This window comes from Chitinophagales bacterium (assembly GCA_041392475.1).
GTDB lineage: Bacteria > Bacteroidota > Bacteroidia > Chitinophagales > UBA2359 > JAUHXA01.
Genome location: JAWKLZ010000001.1, coordinates 132,900 through 150,307 on the forward strand (window position 1 = coordinate 132,900; position 17,408 = coordinate 150,307).

The 17,408-nt window shown below is 40.5% G+C and carries 12 protein-coding genes; 9 read left to right on the forward strand and 3 right to left on the reverse strand.

All coding sequences use genetic code 11. The annotated features are described in order from the left end of the window. Window positions 1-50 precede the first annotated feature (50 nt). Window positions 51-2,123 (reverse strand): Vps62-related protein, encoded by a 2,073-nt coding sequence (locus R3E32_00495; GenBank protein ID MEZ4883180.1) that lies wholly within the window; start codon window positions 2,121-2,123, stop codon window positions 51-53. 643 nt (window positions 2,124-2,766) lie between these two features. Between R3E32_00495 and R3E32_00500 the strand changes: the two genes are divergently transcribed. From R3E32_00500 to R3E32_00535, 8 genes are all read left to right on the forward strand, one after another. After that, a complete protein-coding gene (locus R3E32_00500) occupies window positions 2,767-4,098 on the forward strand; it encodes a hypothetical protein (GenBank protein MEZ4883181.1) in 1,332 nt (443 codons plus the stop codon). A 328-nt stretch (window positions 4,099-4,426) separates the two neighbouring features. Further along, window positions 4,427-4,669, forward strand: coding sequence for a hypothetical protein (locus R3E32_00505; GenBank protein MEZ4883182.1), 243 nt, complete (start codon window positions 4,427-4,429; stop codon window positions 4,667-4,669). Window positions 4,670-5,007: 338 nt separating this feature from the next. Further along, entirely contained in the window at window positions 5,008-6,483 is a 1,476-nt protein-coding gene (locus R3E32_00510; GenBank protein ID MEZ4883183.1) for a transposase, read from the forward strand. A 372-nt stretch (window positions 6,484-6,855) separates the two neighbouring features. Beyond that, a complete protein-coding gene (locus R3E32_00515; protein ID MEZ4883184.1) occupies window positions 6,856-8,151 on the forward strand; it encodes a T9SS type A sorting domain-containing protein in 1,296 nt (431 codons plus the stop codon). Between the two features lie 205 nt (window positions 8,152-8,356). Beyond that, window positions 8,357-8,797, forward strand: a complete 441-nt coding sequence (locus R3E32_00520; GenBank protein MEZ4883185.1) for a hypothetical protein — start codon at window positions 8,357-8,359, stop codon at window positions 8,795-8,797. Window positions 8,798-8,867: 70 nt separating this feature from the next. After that, complete coding sequence (locus tag R3E32_00525; protein MEZ4883186.1) at window positions 8,868-9,185, forward strand: hypothetical protein; 318 nt, start codon at window positions 8,868-8,870, stop codon at window positions 9,183-9,185. 171 nt (window positions 9,186-9,356) lie between these two features. Further along, the gene (locus R3E32_00530) at window positions 9,357-9,866 is read left to right on the forward strand and encodes a phage tail protein (protein MEZ4883187.1); all 510 of its coding nucleotides are present in this window, start codon (window positions 9,357-9,359) and stop codon (window positions 9,864-9,866) included. A gap of 286 nt (window positions 9,867-10,152) precedes the next feature. Continuing rightward, entirely contained in the window at window positions 10,153-13,662 is a 3,510-nt protein-coding gene (locus R3E32_00535) for a hypothetical protein (GenBank protein ID MEZ4883188.1), read from the forward strand. 80 nt (window positions 13,663-13,742) lie between these two features. Here R3E32_00535 and R3E32_00540 read toward each other — a convergent pair whose 3' ends face one another. Both R3E32_00540 and R3E32_00545 read right to left on the reverse strand, forming a co-directional pair. Next, entirely contained in the window at window positions 13,743-14,162 is a 420-nt protein-coding gene (locus R3E32_00540) for a type II toxin-antitoxin system VapC family toxin (GenBank protein ID MEZ4883189.1), read from the reverse strand. A 1-nt stretch (window position 14,163) separates the two neighbouring features. After that, a complete protein-coding gene (locus R3E32_00545) occupies window positions 14,164-14,403 on the reverse strand; it encodes a hypothetical protein (GenBank protein MEZ4883190.1) in 240 nt (79 codons plus the stop codon). A 514-nt stretch (window positions 14,404-14,917) separates the two neighbouring features. Between R3E32_00545 and R3E32_00550 the strand changes: the two genes are divergently transcribed. After that, window positions 14,918-17,398: a COR domain-containing protein gene (locus R3E32_00550; protein MEZ4883191.1), complete on the forward strand. Its 2,481-nt coding sequence runs from the start codon at window positions 14,918-14,920 to the stop codon at window positions 17,396-17,398. The last annotated feature ends 10 nt before the right edge of the window (window positions 17,399-17,408 follow it).

The window sequence follows — 17,408 nt, forward strand, 5'->3', positions numbered from 1 at the left end:
AGGTAGGTAAGGGAAGTTTTCAAAACTTCCTTTGTCACTGTTTCATTTGATTATTTCCCACTGACCACTTCCACCAATACAGAAGCTTGCACCGAAGGAGCATTTTTGAAGGAAACCTTCAAATAAGCGTTTCCTACTCCTTTTCCAGTAGTAGCCAACTGTGCGGCATACTTGCCCTTTGCTGGGTTGTCATAATCCTTATCCCACCAAGAAATTTCAATGAGGTCATTGGGGTCTGCACTTGTATCGTCAAAGATGACATTATCGGCAAAATCGGTATGGTAATCGTGTGGCCCAGCAGTTGTGCCATCCGAAAATGTCACCTCCAAATAAATTGCTGGATTGCTGAGTAAGCCTTGAACCGTAGCGGCAGGGTCATTGCGGTTAATAGGCAGTCTATTTCGACCATTGGCTCCTGCTTGTATGCCTGATTGCAGACTCAAAACAGCCGACACAGGAACTTTTCCGCCAGTTTTGCCTATTGTTCCGCTACCACCATTCACTTTTCGTTGCCCCGTAGAAGTAGAACCATCCCAATCCGTAGCTGTAAAATTGTTTTTGGAGTAGTCAAAATTGAGGGTCATGGTGGCAGTGTTTCCGTGCATATACAGTTGTACTTGATTGTCATTCAGTACCCTCCAATTGACGTTGGCCCAAGAAGGCAACAATTCAATTGCTCCTGATGTACCAAAACGAACGTCAAAAGGATTGCCTTTGTAGTAGTAAGCCCAAGTCGTTCCTGCAATGGCACTTTGCAGTTGACTTCCTGTATTTCCAGAATTGGTGTTTCCAGGATTTTGGGTCGGCGGATTTTGTACGATTGGAGGATTATTGACAGGCGGATTGTTTACGGGAGGTGCTTGTTTTTGAGGAGCGAAAGCGGTAAAATGTCCAAAAGTGGTGTTCAAATCCCAAGTTTTGACTACATCTCCATTGGCTCTCTTCAATTTGTAGGTATGCGACAAGGTGTAATAAGCTCCTGCGCCGTGTGCAGGTACGGTGAATTGTTTGGTCAGCGTCTGTTGGTTCATCATTGAAGTAGAATAAGACGACGTTTGACTCAAAGCATAAGACAAGGTGACGGACATAGTGGCTTTCACAGGACCTGCTCCTGCTTCCAACCCTCTGGTCATGGAAACGCCAAAGGTATGGCTCATGGAGGTAGCATGTTCTTGGGTCATACCCGTTGTTTGAGAAAAAGACATACTGCCATTGTCGTTGCTGTCATTGGTATTGAAGTCCTGCAAATGATAGTAGTCGTAGCGTTCTAAGGTGTAAACTGGGGTATTTCTAACCTGTCCTTCGAGGTTGTTGGCAAACACTGGATCGACAATCGAAATGCAGGGAATGTAAGCGATGGTGGACAATTTCATATCTGTCCTTTTGTCGGGTCTGCTGAGGCTTGTTTGTTTGGGTTCTGTATTCGTAATTTGTTTGTTCTGAAAAGGCAGTGTCACCTTCAAAGCATAGCAGACTTCTGAATTGGTGAGAGCCGCATAAGATGCATGGGCTGCAAAAGAACCCGATGTGACAAAAGATTCTTTGCTGTCTTGTACCACATTTGGGGGTTGAATAGCATAAACGGACAGATCCAAATCTCCACCAGAACCTGAATCAGTAAACAAACGTTTGCCAACAGATGCATAGGTGGTCAAGTCTGTTCGCACACAAACAACTGCATTTGTAGGTGGTTTGCCGTGTCCATTCATTCCGACCATTCCCAATGCCCTGTATCCTTGTGGCGCAATCGGCATCCAAATCGAACCGTCTTGGTCGCCGCCTGTACCTCCATCATGGTAAATCCGTTGATAATCTTTCGGATAGGCAATCGCAGTTGGGTCATTACTTGTTCTGACTGCTATCATTACCGTAGTGGGTTTCGCATGAGAGGCATGTGCATAATGTCCCAAGGCAGAAAAACCTGGAGGTAACTTGGGACTCCACATAGACCAATTGGCATCTGCGCCTGTTCCTCTGTCGTTGTAAACAAAGTCGTAGTCGGTGACAAACATAATTTCTAAGGCATCCATTTTGATGCTGTTTTGCTGTGCTTGTGTCCAATTACTACACAGAAATAGTCCTAAGACAGTGAAAACGAGGAATATTTTTCTTTTGAGATTCATGAGGTTTGTTTTTAAAAAATAAATTTTTGAACGTTTATACCCAAGTATCTGTAAAAGGAGGTGAGGCGTTACAAGATTGGGGATTTTTTTTTACAAATATTATTTGATTAGGCATCAAAAACATGGCGGCTTATTCTTGCTGTTAAATTCTTTTGGTTCTTTGACAAAATCTGTGATTTGAGACTTCGGAAGTTTGCCGCTTACAAAATCAAAAAACTATTTCACTAAAAATTAACCTCTTATAAAATGAAACTTCCGAAGTCTTTATTGCTTCCACAAAAATTGTCGCAGAACTATTCTTTTCAACGCAAATGTTTCGGAAATCTTTTCTACAAATTGGTAAACTATTGTTGTTGATAGGTTTGTAAAATTGTGGAATTAGTCAATGACTTGAGTGCTTTTTCTTCAAAAAAAATAATATCTGGTCAAAATGGCTTAATATTGCATTCTCAGAAGCATAAAATCTGACTCATGGATATTTTTAGTGGAGCAGTTAAAGACTTTTGTAGTTTCCTTTTGAGAGCATACTGATTTTCAAACATTCCATATCTTTAAGAATAAACTACAAAAGTCTCATTCCACTAAAATCTTCGATGAACCTAAAATCTTATGAGCAATTTGTCTAAAAAAAGAAAATAAATTCATGTTCGACAGCCTACCCCATCATTTCCGAAAACACAACCTATCAGCAGATGTCAGAACCCTGCTATTGCTTCGCCGTTCTTTTGAGAAAGGATTGATCAATACTTTGGGTGATATCTATGTGTTGTTGAAGAGTTTGGTTGCCAAAGACCCAACGGATTTTGGCCCTTTCGCTACGGCATTTTATGAATATTTTTTAGACATTGACATCAAAAAAGGGGAGAAGTTGGAGAATGCAATTGCACGCTCCAAAGCCTTTGCGGAGTGGAAAGAGGAGTATCTGAAACGAGAAGAAGTGGAAGAAACACCGAGTATGCGGGAATTGATTGATCAGTTTTTGGATGAAGTGCATGTCACGACTTTCGACATCCAAAAAATGCTGTCTGGTGAGGATATCCTCAACAAAGACGATCCTACTCGTGCGGATAATGGCGGACAAGATGCTCCAGATGGCCCACAAAAAGTGGACAAAGCGGCGGATTATAGCAAAATACCCTTGGAGGAATTGAAGCGAAGAATGGAGGAGGTTGCCAAACGGCAAAAAGAGCGACATCATGGTGGGAGTCATTGGATTGGTTCGGGTGGGATTTCACCTTACGGAAACAATGGTGGCGCAGTAGGTGGCATAAGAGTCGGTGGGGGAGGAGGTGGCAAAATGGCTCGTGCGGTCATTGGTGACCCACAGTTTTATCCCGTTGATACCCATGCGATTTTGAAGGACGACAATATTGATGCGGCTTTGGCTTCTTTGAAGGGGATTGAAGAAGAAGATGCGGAACTGCTTTTGGACATTGAAAAAACAATTACCGAGGGATTGAAGCAAGGGGGCATTTTCTTGCCCTATGAGAAAGAAAAGGTTTCGCAGAAATTGCAGGTCATGTTGTTGATTGACAATGGTGGTTTTTCGATGTATCCTTATATCAAAGCAGTGACAAAACTATTTTCTAAAATGAAAACCCGCTTTGCCCATGATTTGAAGGTCTATTATTTCCACAATACCATTTATGGGGGCATTTATTCGGATGTTCGTCGGACAGAATATGTGCCGATTGAGCGCATTACTGCAATGGACAAAAATTACAGTGTTTTTGTGATTGGTGATGCAGACATGGCACCCTATGAGTTGGATGATTACAGTATGCAAGGTTGGAATAACCTAAAAGACCACTTCAAACGCATTGCATGGATGAATCCAATGCAGCAACGTTATTGGGCAATGTCTATGACTGTCAATTATTTGAAGCAGGTAATCCCCATGTATCCGCTTACACCTGATGGTATCGAAAAGGCGGTGCAGAAGATGAATCAAAAACGAAAGTATTTTAAGAGGTAAACCTACAATTGATTTAGATACTATATGTTTTCATAATTGTATAAATTTTCAAAAGACGAATCTATAAGGTTTTTAAGTTCCGCACCTACTTTTCTGTTGAAAATGAGACTTAAAATAATTTTATACAATTGGCTTAAATGAGCTAAACCTTTGTAAATTATCATTCTAAAGCTCAAATTTCATTTATGTAAACTATTTTTTATATCGTTATGTTTATGAAAAATAAATGTTCATAAAACACTTACTTTCAAAATAGTTTCCCGAGTAATTAATGTTTTTGTTAAATGGAAAAAAACAGCATAAAATATATAGATTTGATTCACTACTAATGAAATACTATTTAATCCGCATGATAAAAAGAGCATTGAGGCACAGGTACGTGCCTGATTATGTGTTGTTTGACTCTTGGTTCTGTTGCGAAAAAACATTGAAAGCTATCCGTTCACTTCGAGAAAGAGTTATCCATGTGATGCCTGCTTGTAAAATGGGCAATGCCAAATATAAATGGGTAGGAGATAAGTCAGAACTTACTGCTCACCAAATTCTCCAAAAATTAAGAAAGCATAGGTGAAAACCTAACTGATACATATAATTGAATATAAATATAGGTTTTTATTGTTTCAATTTATTGATAGATAACTTAAGTTTCGCACCTACTTTTTTACTGAAAAAGAGGCTTAAAACAATTATATACAATCGGCTTAAATGAGCTAAATCTTTGTAAATTACTCTCCTAAATCTCGAACTCCATTTAAGGAAGGCACTTTTTCGTCACTATAATTAGTGTAAATAAATATTTATAATTTATTTACATACAAAGTGTTTTGAAGAAAATTAACTTGTTTGTTAAAGAGGAAAAACAGCATAAAATATGTATATTTGATTCACTATAAACAAAATACAAAAATTATGCTGCCTGATTGCAAGATACAAAAAGTACACGAAATTAAAAGCCTACTGAAAAAAAATAATATTGTAGATGCTTTAGCCCGAGCTTATGAACCCTTTCAATTGAAAAGCTTGTGCTATCCCTTAGACTTACTCAAAACCCAAGGTTATCCTATTTCTGTGCTAATGCTCACACTGCTGCTGCTTCCTTTTTTGGGAGTCGATAGTATTCATGGATTCTCGAATGGTGCTTACAGTCATGTTTTTGAAGGAGCAAAAGATTGTTTGTATCGTTTAAAAAACAATGAATGGATAAATTGGCGTAAGCTTCTATACCGATTTAATAAACGCTATAATGAGCTGGCTGACAAACATATGGTGAAATTGAGTGAGGAGGAAAGAAAAGGGATGAAACCGAAGTACAAGTGTTTGACTGCTGATGATAGCCCAGTGAACCATACAGGCAAAACCATCGAAGGTATCAGTAAAGTTCATGACCATTCTCTCAAATGTACTGTTTTGGGCTTCAAACTCTTGGTCTTAGGCTATTTTGATGGAATCAACTTTCGACCTTTAGATTTTTCCTTGCACCGAGAAGGGCAAAATCGCCAACGCTATCGTTTTGGTTTACCTGTTAGGGCGCTCAAAAAACAATATCGTAAAATTAGAGCTAAATTATCGGCAGGTTATGAACGGTTTAAGGAATTGGATAGGGATAAGAATAGCCAACTAATCAGCATGATAAAAAGAGCATTGAAACATGGATATGTACCTGATTATGTGTTGTTTGATGCTTGGTTCTGCTGCGAAAAAACATTGAAGGCTATCCGTTTACTTCGACAAGGAGTCATTCACATAGTGGCTGCTTGTAAAATGGGCAATGCCAAATACAACTATTTATCCAAAGAAATGTCAGCTGGGCAGATTTTAAAAACATTGCGAAAAGTTCATAAACGTAAGCCCAAAAGATGCCGCCTACTTGGGTGTTATTATTATACCGTGGTGGTGGATTATAAAGGTATGGAAGTCAAGTTGTTTTTTGTTAGGTATACTAAACGAAGCAAATGGAGACTTTTACTGACTACCCAAACAAGCCTTCGTTTTACTCAGGCTATGGAAATCTATGCTATTCGATGGTCTATTGAGGTCTTTTTCAAAGAAGTAAAGCAACTTTTAGGTATTCAAAAATGTGCTTCCAGAGATTTTGATGCTCATATTGCTCATACCACTTTAACTTTGATTCAATATGTTATGTTGAGTTTGCATAAACGCTTTTCAGATTATGAAACGATTGGCGGCTTATTCAGAGCTATCAGAGACCAATATATTCAAGCAACGATTGCTCAAAGGCTGTGGCAAATCATGATTTCTATTCTCACACGATTGGTTCAAAAGATAGAATGTGATATGGAACTGGTCTTGCAGTTAATTATTCATGACAACGATTTCAGGCAATTATTTTCGGGTATGGTGCAGCTTAAAGTACAAGATGAATAGGAGATAAGCATTTGTTAAGAACCTAAATGGAAAAATATGACTAAGTGACTTATTTACAATTATTTATGATCTATCAATATCTATAAATATCTTATATTAAAACATAAAAACAATTAACTAACAAATGCTTACTTTTTTAAGTGGCGATGCGAAACTTAAATAGATAATATTATAGTGCCAGATGGGAAGGTGCGAAACTTAAGTTACTTACTTAGTTTTTCCTCAAAATTACGGGAAATTATTTTTAGTGCTGTATTTTCTGTTGATGTACTTCAATGAAAAAAAATGTAAAGATTCATAACAAAGTTTTGAAGTGTGCTAAAAAAATCTTACTTTCATAATGACTTTTTTTTAACGCATAAATTTTCCATTATGAAAAACACGTTTACATTTTCATTTTTCTTACTTTTTACCTGTTTTTTGTCTGCCCAAAACGTCTATAAAATGGGAGATGTACCCATGACTGCAGATTGTGAAGGTATTTTTTACGATGATGGAGGAAATATATTTCCTGGCTTTTACAGCAATCAGCTAGGGCAACCTCCACAAGAATTCACCATCTGCCCAGAAGGAGCGGGATGTGTGGTGATGGATTTTGAAGAATTTGTGACGGAAAATTCTTCTAATTTGGGACCAGGAGATGTATTGTATGTGTATGATGGACCCGATAGTAATTCACTGCTAATAGGAATCTTTTCAGGTGCATTGAATTATAATAGTGCTTATTCTAATCGAACAATTACAGCAGGGAGTGGCTGCATGACCTTTGTGTTTGATGAAAATGGGGGTTTTACTACAATTGGATGGGAGGCTACTTGGACTTGTTTTGCAGAAAGTTGTGAAACGAGTGAGAATTTATCTCCGCCAGTAGATTGTGTGAATGCAGCAGTGACTTATGGCGATTTAGTAGTTTATACGAGCAATGCCTCAGGAGAAGAGGAACTGATATCGCAAGGCATACAAGGTTGTATTTCCTCTGGAGAAACACATTCTGCTTGGATAGACTTTCGTATTCAAGAATCCGCTCCTCCCAATATTCCTCTGACTTTCACCCTCTCTCCCAAGTCTGGGGGAGAAGACTATGATTTTGCAATCTATGGACCTAATCAAGATTGCTCAAATTTGCAGCTTCCTATCCGATGTTCCTATGCGGAGGAAACATTTGCAGGTACGATAGAAACAGGTTTGAGAATAGGGGAAACAGATGTATCTGAAAGTCCCACAGTGGATGATGAAGGAAAAAATGCAAATGGTTTTGTCGCACCCATTATCGTGAATCCTGGTGAACAATATTTTTTGGTAATCAACAATTTCTCAAGCAATAATGTAGGGGCTGATATAGTTTGGGGAGAGGAAGTACACAGCAACAATCTATTGATTGATATGAACACTGCAATTGAAGCCTACCCATTTTTTGAAACCCTGCAAATCCATCCCAACCCTGCCACCGATTTGCTGCAATTGTCACTCAACGTATCAAAGTCTGCTACTGCCAAACTGCAATGGTTCAATGCACAGGGAAAACTGGTCAGTACCGAAAACCTCCAAATCACCCAAAATGGATGGAAACATTCGGTGAATGTGGCTGATTTTGCAGTGGGAATGTATTACCTGTATTTGCAGACAGATGAAGGAATGGTGGTGGATAAAGTGATGGTGGTGAGGTGATGAGGAATGTCAGGTAAATTCGAATAGCGAAAAACACGGCGACACTTGCAAAGTTCGCCGATGTTTGGAGCGGGAATGGTGACAAAGAACAGGAATGTAGGTTTTCTCAAACCCACTTTCCCTCCATTTCCTCCGTTACTAAGATATGTTTAAAAATACCCTATTTTTGATGGTAATAACGCTTCAATAAAACATACATACACATATGAAAATAATGTTATTTTTTTTTCTTGACTTCTTTTTGAGTCTAAACCTACTTGCTCAAAATCTATTTGAAGATAAAGAGAGTATTTATTATGCAGCAGTTTCACAATTTGTAGAGAGCTTTCCTGAAAATTCAACACTACTATTAGAAAGGTCATTATTCACAACAAATAATTTACCTAAAAACATTAAGGGTAGAAAAATAAAGTTAATAACCATGAATGAAATGGCAAAACAGTATAAAAAAGATAAGCAACTAATTGATATATATAGGATTGTGCCTTTATTTTTTGAAGATAATATTTTTTACATTAATATTGTTAATTTTAGTGTAAGCTACAAAAAGCGTAATTTTTACTTTGCCAATAAAGAAGGAGGCGGAGCTCGGTATAAGTATAAATACGATTGTAGTGACAATGATTTGGTACTGATGAAAGATTGATTATAACTTTAACCCACTTTCCCTTCACTTCCTCCGTTACTAAGAAAACAAGGCCTATCTTACTTTCGTTTTGTTTTCTCAAAACCCAAACGGCACGGCAATATTGAAGCAAACCTCCAACATACAAATCTATTTTCTGAAAATCACCTTATTTTTATTGGCAATAACTCTGCAATTCAAAGCAAGCCTCGCCCAAGAAATTAATAAGCCGTCCACCGTCGGTCGTCAGTCGTCCACCCTATTCAACCTCCGAACCAAAACCCTCTACTTCAATAAAAACCAGCAGTCAGACACTCTCCAACTCGACACTCTCACCATCGTTCCCAATTCAATCAAAGCCCTCTACCCAAGCACCAAACAAAGGTTTTTGTTTGAGTTCAACACTTGAATGTCTCTTTCTGAAAAATCATTATTGAAAGGCATTTGAAAAAAAAATGTTTTTTTTTCAAATTTTCTTCAATTGCTAACCCCAAAAACGTCTATTGATAGTAGTGGTGGTTTTCTTAGGAATTTCAGTACTATATTTCAAATCATTTTTTTTTAAAAAAAATTTAGTATTATGTCAGTATCATTTAGTACAATGGGGGGAATTGCATTATTTGCAGGAACTCAATCCAAAGCTCCAAGGGATTGGGCATTTTGTAATGGGCAGGCAATGAATATTTCTGGGAACAGTGCCTTTTTTGCGATATTAGGTAACCGTTATGGTGGAGATATGACTTCTTTTGCGCTGCCTTCATTAGAAGATATAGGCGAATGTCGTCATATAATAAGGGTGCAGGGGGATTTTGCAATGGGACAGGAACTGCCTTTCGTTGAGGCTGCAGAAGGTAACTATGATGAAAATTTTATGGGAGTTATTACGAAGCAAGACGGAGATATTCCTAATGGTTGGATTCCATGTGATGGTCGGACTTTGGGGGTGAAAGAAAATCAAGGCCTGTACGGAATTATAGGGCATAAGTTTGGAAGTGGAAGTATTGATAAGTTTAATATTCCCGACCTCAATGCTTTGGGAGACCAAAAGTACATCATCTGTATCAAGGGCGGTTGGCCTAGTTTCTCTTAATTAGAGTAGATTTTCATTAGTGACTATTGCTTACTTTTGTGAAAACACCCAAAACGACATTTTTGTAGTTTTGGGTGTCTTTTTACCATTCATTGGATGAAGACTTCAAAGATGTTGATTGATAACATTTCTCTCAACAAACCCACTTTCCCTTCACTTCCTCCGTTACTAAGAAAACAAGACCTATCTTACTTTCGTTTTGTTTTCTCAAAACCCAAACGGCACGGCAATATTGAAGCAAACCTCCAACATACAAATCTATTTCCTAAAAAACATTTTATTGCTAATGGCAATAACACTGCAATACAAAGTGAGCCTCGCCCAAGAAACCAATAATCCGTTCACCGTCTCCAACCTCCGAACCAAAACCTTCTACTTCAATAAAAACCAATCCGCCGACACCCTTCAACTCGACACCCTCACCATCGTCCCCAACTCCATCAAAATCGAAACCGTACAGCCATACAACCATACAACAATACAACAATACAGCAATACAGCAATCATCCTAAAAAAGCCAACAGACTTCAAAGCAGATTCCATCAAAATCACCTACCGAGTATTCCCCTACAATTTTGAAGAAAAAACAAGCCACAAAGACCCCAATCAAATCCTAAAATACGATGGCAGCTACCGCAATTTTGACTATCAATTGGGTAAGAATAGTGACAATTCCGACTTGTTCAACCTCAAAGGATTGGACTACAATGGGAGTTTTGGGCGGGGCATCAATTTTGGGAACAATCAAAGTTTGGTGGTCAACTCCAATTTCGATTTGCAGATGGCGGGAAAATTGTCGAATGACATCGAAATTTTGGCGGCAATCAGCGACAGCAATTTGCCGATTCAAGCCGATGGCAATACCCAACAATTGCAGGAATTTGACAAAATCTTTATTCAGCTCAAAAAGCAGCAGCATACGCTTTTGATGGGGGATTATGAGATTTTTCGCCCCAAAAGTTATTTCCTCAACTTCAATCGCAAGCTGCAAGGTGCAAAGTTTTCGACGGGAACGAAGCTGGGAAATGGGGAATTGAAGGGAGCGGTCAGTGGGGCGATTGCGAAGGGAAATTACAATCGGATGGTGTTTGATGGCATTGAAGGAAATCAAGGACCCTACCGATTGCAGGGCGCAAATGGGGAATTGTTTTTGATTGTCTTGTCGGGCATGGAGAAGGTGTTTATTGACGGAAAACAGTTGGAGCGTGGGGCGGACAATGACTATGTGATTGACTACAATTTGGCGGAAATCACCTTCACGCCTCGCCAACTCATCACCAAAGACAAGCGCATCACCATTGAATTTGAATACATTGACCGAAACTATCTCCGAAGCCTACTCTACACAACTGCCGAATACAAAACCGATAAATTGACCGTCAATGCCCACGTTTTCACCGAGCAAGATGCCAAAAATCAACCCTTGTTGAATGAGGAGGAAGGAGATGATTTTTCGCTGCAAAGAGCCATTTTTGCGGAAGTGGGCGATAATATTGAAGCAGCCGTTTTGACCGATTTCGCGCCTGTGGGAAATATTGAAGGGCGGGTTCGGTATGTTCGTATAGATTCTACGGTGGCGGGAACGGTTTATCCCGATGTCTATGTTTTTGCAGCCAAACCACCTTCGGATGTGGATTTGTATGCACCCATTTTTCGACTGGTAGGGCAGGGCAGGGGCAGCTATGTTTTGGAGGATGGTATCCAAAATGGGCGGGTCTATCGTTGGCTTGCACCCGATGATGCGGGCAATTTGCAGGGAAATTATGCTTTGGGAACGCTTTTGGTGACTCCAAAAAAACGAAAATTGACCACGATTGGCGCAGATTACTCCTTGTCGAAAAACAGTCGAATTTTTGGAGAAGTGGCGATGAGCAACAACGATTTGAATACTTTTTCGGACATTGGAGATGCTGACGATAAGGGCAGGGCTGCAATGTTGGGTTTTGAAAATGCATGGGAACTCGGCAAAGAGAAAAACTCTCAATTGACAACTTCTTTGAAATACGAAGTAAGGGAAAGCCGATTTGTGCCTTTAGAACCGTATCGTCCGATTGAGTTCACCCGTGATTGGAATTTGCAGGGTTTGACGGTGCCTGAAAATGAAAACATTGGCAGTTTGGAATTGGCTTGGAAACAGGGCAATCGCAGCTTGCTGCAATACCGTTTGGGGACTTTTCAGCGCGGCAATCAGAGCTATCAAGGTTTGAAGCAGGTCTTCAATGGTTTTTATCGCCCCAAAACTTGGGAGGTGCGTTGGAATGTGAGTTATTTGACGACCGAAAACGACACGACTTTGCAAACGCAGTTTTTGCGCCCTAATATGCAGGTCAGTAAGTCGTGGAAGAGATTGAAGTGGGGAGTGGGTTTTGAACAAGAACAAAATCGGCGGACGGAGATTTTGACGGACAATTTGCAGTCGAGTAGTTTTTACTACAATGAAGCGAGCATTTTTGTCAGCACGCCCGATACTTCGGCAAATCAGATGACTTTGCGTTTTAAAAGGCGTTGGGATTACAGCCCACAACAAAAGGATTTCACGGTTTTGACGGTAGGAGATATGCTCAGTTTTACGGGGGAAAGGGGCAGAACTGCTAACAGTCGTTTGTCGTGGAATTTGACCTATCGCAGCCTGCAAATTGAAGATGTAAAGGCTACAAACAACACACCTAAGACAACGGTTTTGGGTGATGTTCGCTACAATTTTAAGGCATTGAAGGGGGCGGTGCGTTCGTCGAGTCGCTATTTGGCAGGTTCGGGGCAGGAGGAAAAGGTGCAGTTGGGTTATCAGTTTTCACCGAGTCGAAATGGCAATTTTGTGTGGCGGGATGCGAATGAGGACGGCATTGCGACGGTGGACGAATACCAAATTGGGAATCCCGATTTGTTGGCGACCGAAGACAGCACTTACTTTGAAGTGGCACTGCCTACGGGAGCGTTTGAATTGACGAATCAAGTGGGCTTCAATCAGATTTTTAACCTGAATCTCAAATCTTTGTGGCGGGATAAAGGAGGCTTTTTGAAGCTGATGAGCCGTTTTTCGCTGCAATCTCGGATGGACATCAATCGGGAGACGAAGGCGACTTCTTTTGATGTGAATCACTACAATCCCTTGTGGGTGGATTTTGCGGATAGTTTGATTGTGAGTGAACGGGTAAGCAACAATCACACGCTGTTTTTCAACCGAAACAGTCCTGATTTTGAAGCACAGGTTTTTCGGCAAAGGGGGACGAGGCGGCAGTTGCTCTTGTTGGGTTTTGATGAGAACCAACAGACGGAATATGGGAGTGAATTGAAGCACAATTTTAGTCGAAATGTGACGGCAGAATTGAAGGGCAGCGTGGGCGAAAAGGGGCGTTCTTCGAGTGCTTACGAGGAGCAAAATTACCGCATTGGTTTTTGGAAAGTGGGACCTTCGGTGAGTCTTCAAGCGCAGCAAAAGTTTCGCATCAAGGCGGCGTATCAGTACCAATTTGGAAAAAATGAATTGATAGATACTTCACAAGCAGCGGTTACGAATGAACTGAAGCTGCAAGGGCAGTATGGTCAGCCGAGCAAGGGTTTGGTGCGTTTTGATGTGAGTTGGGTGAATATTGACTATCAGGTGGCAAACTTCAATTCACCCGTGGCGTACAATTTGCTCAATGGGTTGCAGCCAAACGCCAACTATATTTGGCGCACGACTTATACGACTCGATTGAAGGGGAATATCCAATTGGAGCTTAGGTATGAGGGGCGCAAGAGTGGGGAGAGTCGGACGGTGCATAAGGGCGGGGCGACGATGCGGGCTTTGTTTTAGAGTGTGGTGGTTTTTTGAACATGAACTTGTAGATGTAAAGGAACTTTCTTGTGTTGGATTTGGCTTGTGTGGGCTTTGTTTTAGGCAAAATGATTGAATTCACGCTTTGTCCAGTTTTCAATTACAATATCATTGATTCTGGAAAAGTGTTTTTCATTTCTCGTGACGATAACCATATTGTGAGCGACAACAGAAGTAGCAATCAATAGGTCGAAATCTGGAATCAGTTGCCCTAAGCGTTGAAGTCTAACTTTTTCAGCAGCGTATTTTTCTATACTATCAGAAATAGGAATTACATTGAATAAGTTTTTCATTCTGACAACTTCTGAAATGTGTTTTTCAAAATTTGAACTTTTGTAAGCTCCATAAGTCAGCTCTGCAATGGTTATCTCTGAAATATAGCAGTTGCTTATTCCAACACTCTTGATTTTTCTCTTGATATTGAATTTGTCTTTTAGAAAAGCAATGCAAATATCGGTGTCTATCAAATATTTGCTCATTTTAGTCTAAGTTAATTTCTCTTGTTGAGATGGTTCTGGATTGCAGTATATCCTCAATAACTTCATCTTCTACATCATTCCAAGAACCTGCCAATTCATCTAATAACCGTAGCTTTTCACTTTCAGGAGTAGGGTAGCTTTTCTTCACATTTTCAGTGAGTTTGGAGAGTAAGTCGAGTTTGACATTGAAGTGCAATGGCTCAAAGAGGTGCATTATTTTTGTTACGGTTAGATTTTCCATTTTTTTTTATTTTCATTATTTAACGTTTATTGGGTTTGAATAGTTGCAGCATAGACGAAGTTTGTAGTGTTTGCTTGAAGGGAAATATCGAATTGGAGTTGAGATATGAGGGGCGACGATGCGGGCTTTGTTTTAGTTTTTTTGAACAAGAACTCTTAGATGGAAAGGAACTGCTTGTATGGGTTTTGGGCTTTTTAGTGTGAAAATTCTGCGTATAGTGCGGAAGTTCTTTTTTATCTAGCAGTTCTTGTTCACAAGGTCAGCACGACTTATACGACTCGCTTGAAGGGGAATATTCAGCTGGAGCTTCGGTATGAGGGGCGGAAAAGTGGGGAGAGTCGGGCGATTCATAAGGTCGGGGCGACAATGCGGGCTTTGTTTTAGTTTTGTGCCGCTCAACTATTGTCAAAGTCTGCGACTGTTGACAAAGTTTCGATAGGGGATTATTTGTGTATTTGCCTAAGATACAGTAGATTTGACTTTATTTTTCCATTTGTTAAATCTACGCCCCGCTATGAATACAATTGTGAATCCCCGAAGAAAGCTCAAACTCGACCGCAGCAAACAAAACCTGACCGACCGTGACCTGCCCGAAATTTGGCGAAAAGTCAAAGCCAACCAAATCGAGTTTGTGGACTTGAGCTACAATGAAGGACGGATTGAAAGCATGGTTTTGTCTGCCGATTACCTCCAATCGGTGCGCTATCTCTACCTCTATCAATCTAATATTCAATCCATTCGGATAGAAGATGATTTACCCAATTTGCGGATTTTGCACTTGGGTAAAAACCAATTGAAGTCTTTTTGGCTGCCCAAAGGTTTTGCCAATTTGCAGCATTTGCGATTGGAGGAAAATCAATTGAAGGAGTTTGAATTGGCGGATTTTGAGGGATTGAAGGCGATGAAAGGTTTGTATTTGCGGAAAAACGATGTGAGCAATATTGACCAAAACATTTTGAGTCAAGCCGAGAATTGTTGGAAGCAAGTGAAAAAATATTACACCGCCTTGAAAAATACGGGCGAAGGACTGAACAATGAGGTAAAAGTGATTTTGGTCGGGAATGGCAGTGTGGGCAAGACGCAAGTGGCAAAGCGATTGGAAGGGCATCCCGATTATGTGTTCAACGACCAACACGATTCGACTCATGCCATTGTGTTGTTGAGAAAACACTTGGAGGTCTATGACCTGGAGAAGGGATTGATGTTGAATATATGGGATTTTGGAGGGCAGGATATTTACCACGCCACACATCGCCTATTCATGCAAACACAGGCTTTGTTTTTGTTGGTTTGGGACATCGTGAACGAAAGCAAATCGCACCACGAATACAAGAATAAACTATACGAAAATCAAGACTTGCCCTATTGGCTGGAATATGTGCGCTGCTTTGGGAAGGGTAGTCCTGTCTTGGTAGTCGAGAACAAAATGGACAAGACCGAAGCGGAAATAGAAACGGAATTGGAGGGCAAAAAACCCGTGGAAGTAGATAGGCAAGAATTGAAGAAAAACCATACACACATTGAAGATTTTTTGAAGGTAAGTGCCAAGCGAGACAAAGGTTTTGCAGCGTTGGAGTATAAAATTGAGGGAATTTATGCGGACGACCCAAAGCTTTTGGAGGCATTGAAAAAACGCCTTTTGCCCAATGGGTGGCTGCAAGTGCGGGATAGGGTGAGGGCAGAACAAGAGAAGAAGGGCGGAGCAAAGACCATAGAAATGGAGACCTTTCGGCAATGGTGCGAAGCGGCAGAGGTGGCTTCTTCGAGCGATGTATTGTTGCGCTTTCTACACGATACAGGGGTGCTGTTCTATCGCAGCCAATACTTTCGGGGAAACATCATCTTGGACCAAAGCTGGGCGATTGAGGCGGTTTACAAGGTATTCGACAAGGAAGAAAGACACCATGAAATACTGGAAGAAGAAAAGGGAGAACTGGACCACCGACTGCTGACGAGGATTTGGCGGAGGCATACGGACGAAGAACGAGCCTTGTTCATGGATTTTATGTTGAGTTGTGAATTGTGTTTTGAAGTGACTGAAAAAGACGAAAAACGCAAATATCACAGCCCTTCCTTCAAGGAAAGAAAGTTTGTCGTGCCGCAATACCTGACGGCTCAAATGCCCGAAGAAGACCGAAAGGCATACATCGCAGTGCTGCAATTGGAGGAATGTCGGCGAATTGGCTACCGATTTTTGCCGCCTGTATTCATGCACCGATTTTTGGTCAAAACAAAGGACATCAAGTTTGTGCATGAACGCTACCAACAGGGAGTTTTATTGGAGTATGAGGAAGTGCATGTATTGGTGACGGCTGATTTTCAACAGCATTGCATCGAAATTCGATTTCCCAAATCCGAAAAAGCCCAACAATTGGCGGCAGAACTGGAAAACCTGCTGGCGCACATAGAGGAAGAAACCCTGTTCCAAACCGTCAGAAAAAAAGAAGGGGAAGAAGAATTCAGTGTATTGAAAAGAGTGAGTTTGTTCAAGCAATTGGCACAACAAGAAAAAAATCCATCACAGACTGCCTACCAAAAACCCAAAGCGACTCGTCTCTTTGTGTCTGCTGCAATGGAAGATGCAAAGTGGAAAAAGCAACTGACAACTCACTTGAATATATTGGAACGGGTGGATTCGGTCAAGGTTTGGAGTGAAGACAAAATATTGACAGGCTCTCAAAGAGAGGCGGTTATTCAGCAACAAATGAAAGAGGCAGACATTATTTTATTGCTGATTAGTTCGGACTATTTGGGAGGAGACAAGCAATACCACCAAGAAATGCAGCAAGCCATGGAATACAGCCAAAAAGGGGAGGCAATCGTCGTTCCCATTAGTCTCCGTTCCTGCACTTGGGATGAAACGGCTTTTGCAGGACTGCAAATTTTACCCAAATCCCAAAAGCCTATTGACCTCGCTGAAAATACCGATGCCGCTTTGAGTGAAGTGACCGCTGAATTGAGAACATTGTTGAACCAACAGTCAAATGTCAAATAATAACTGAAAT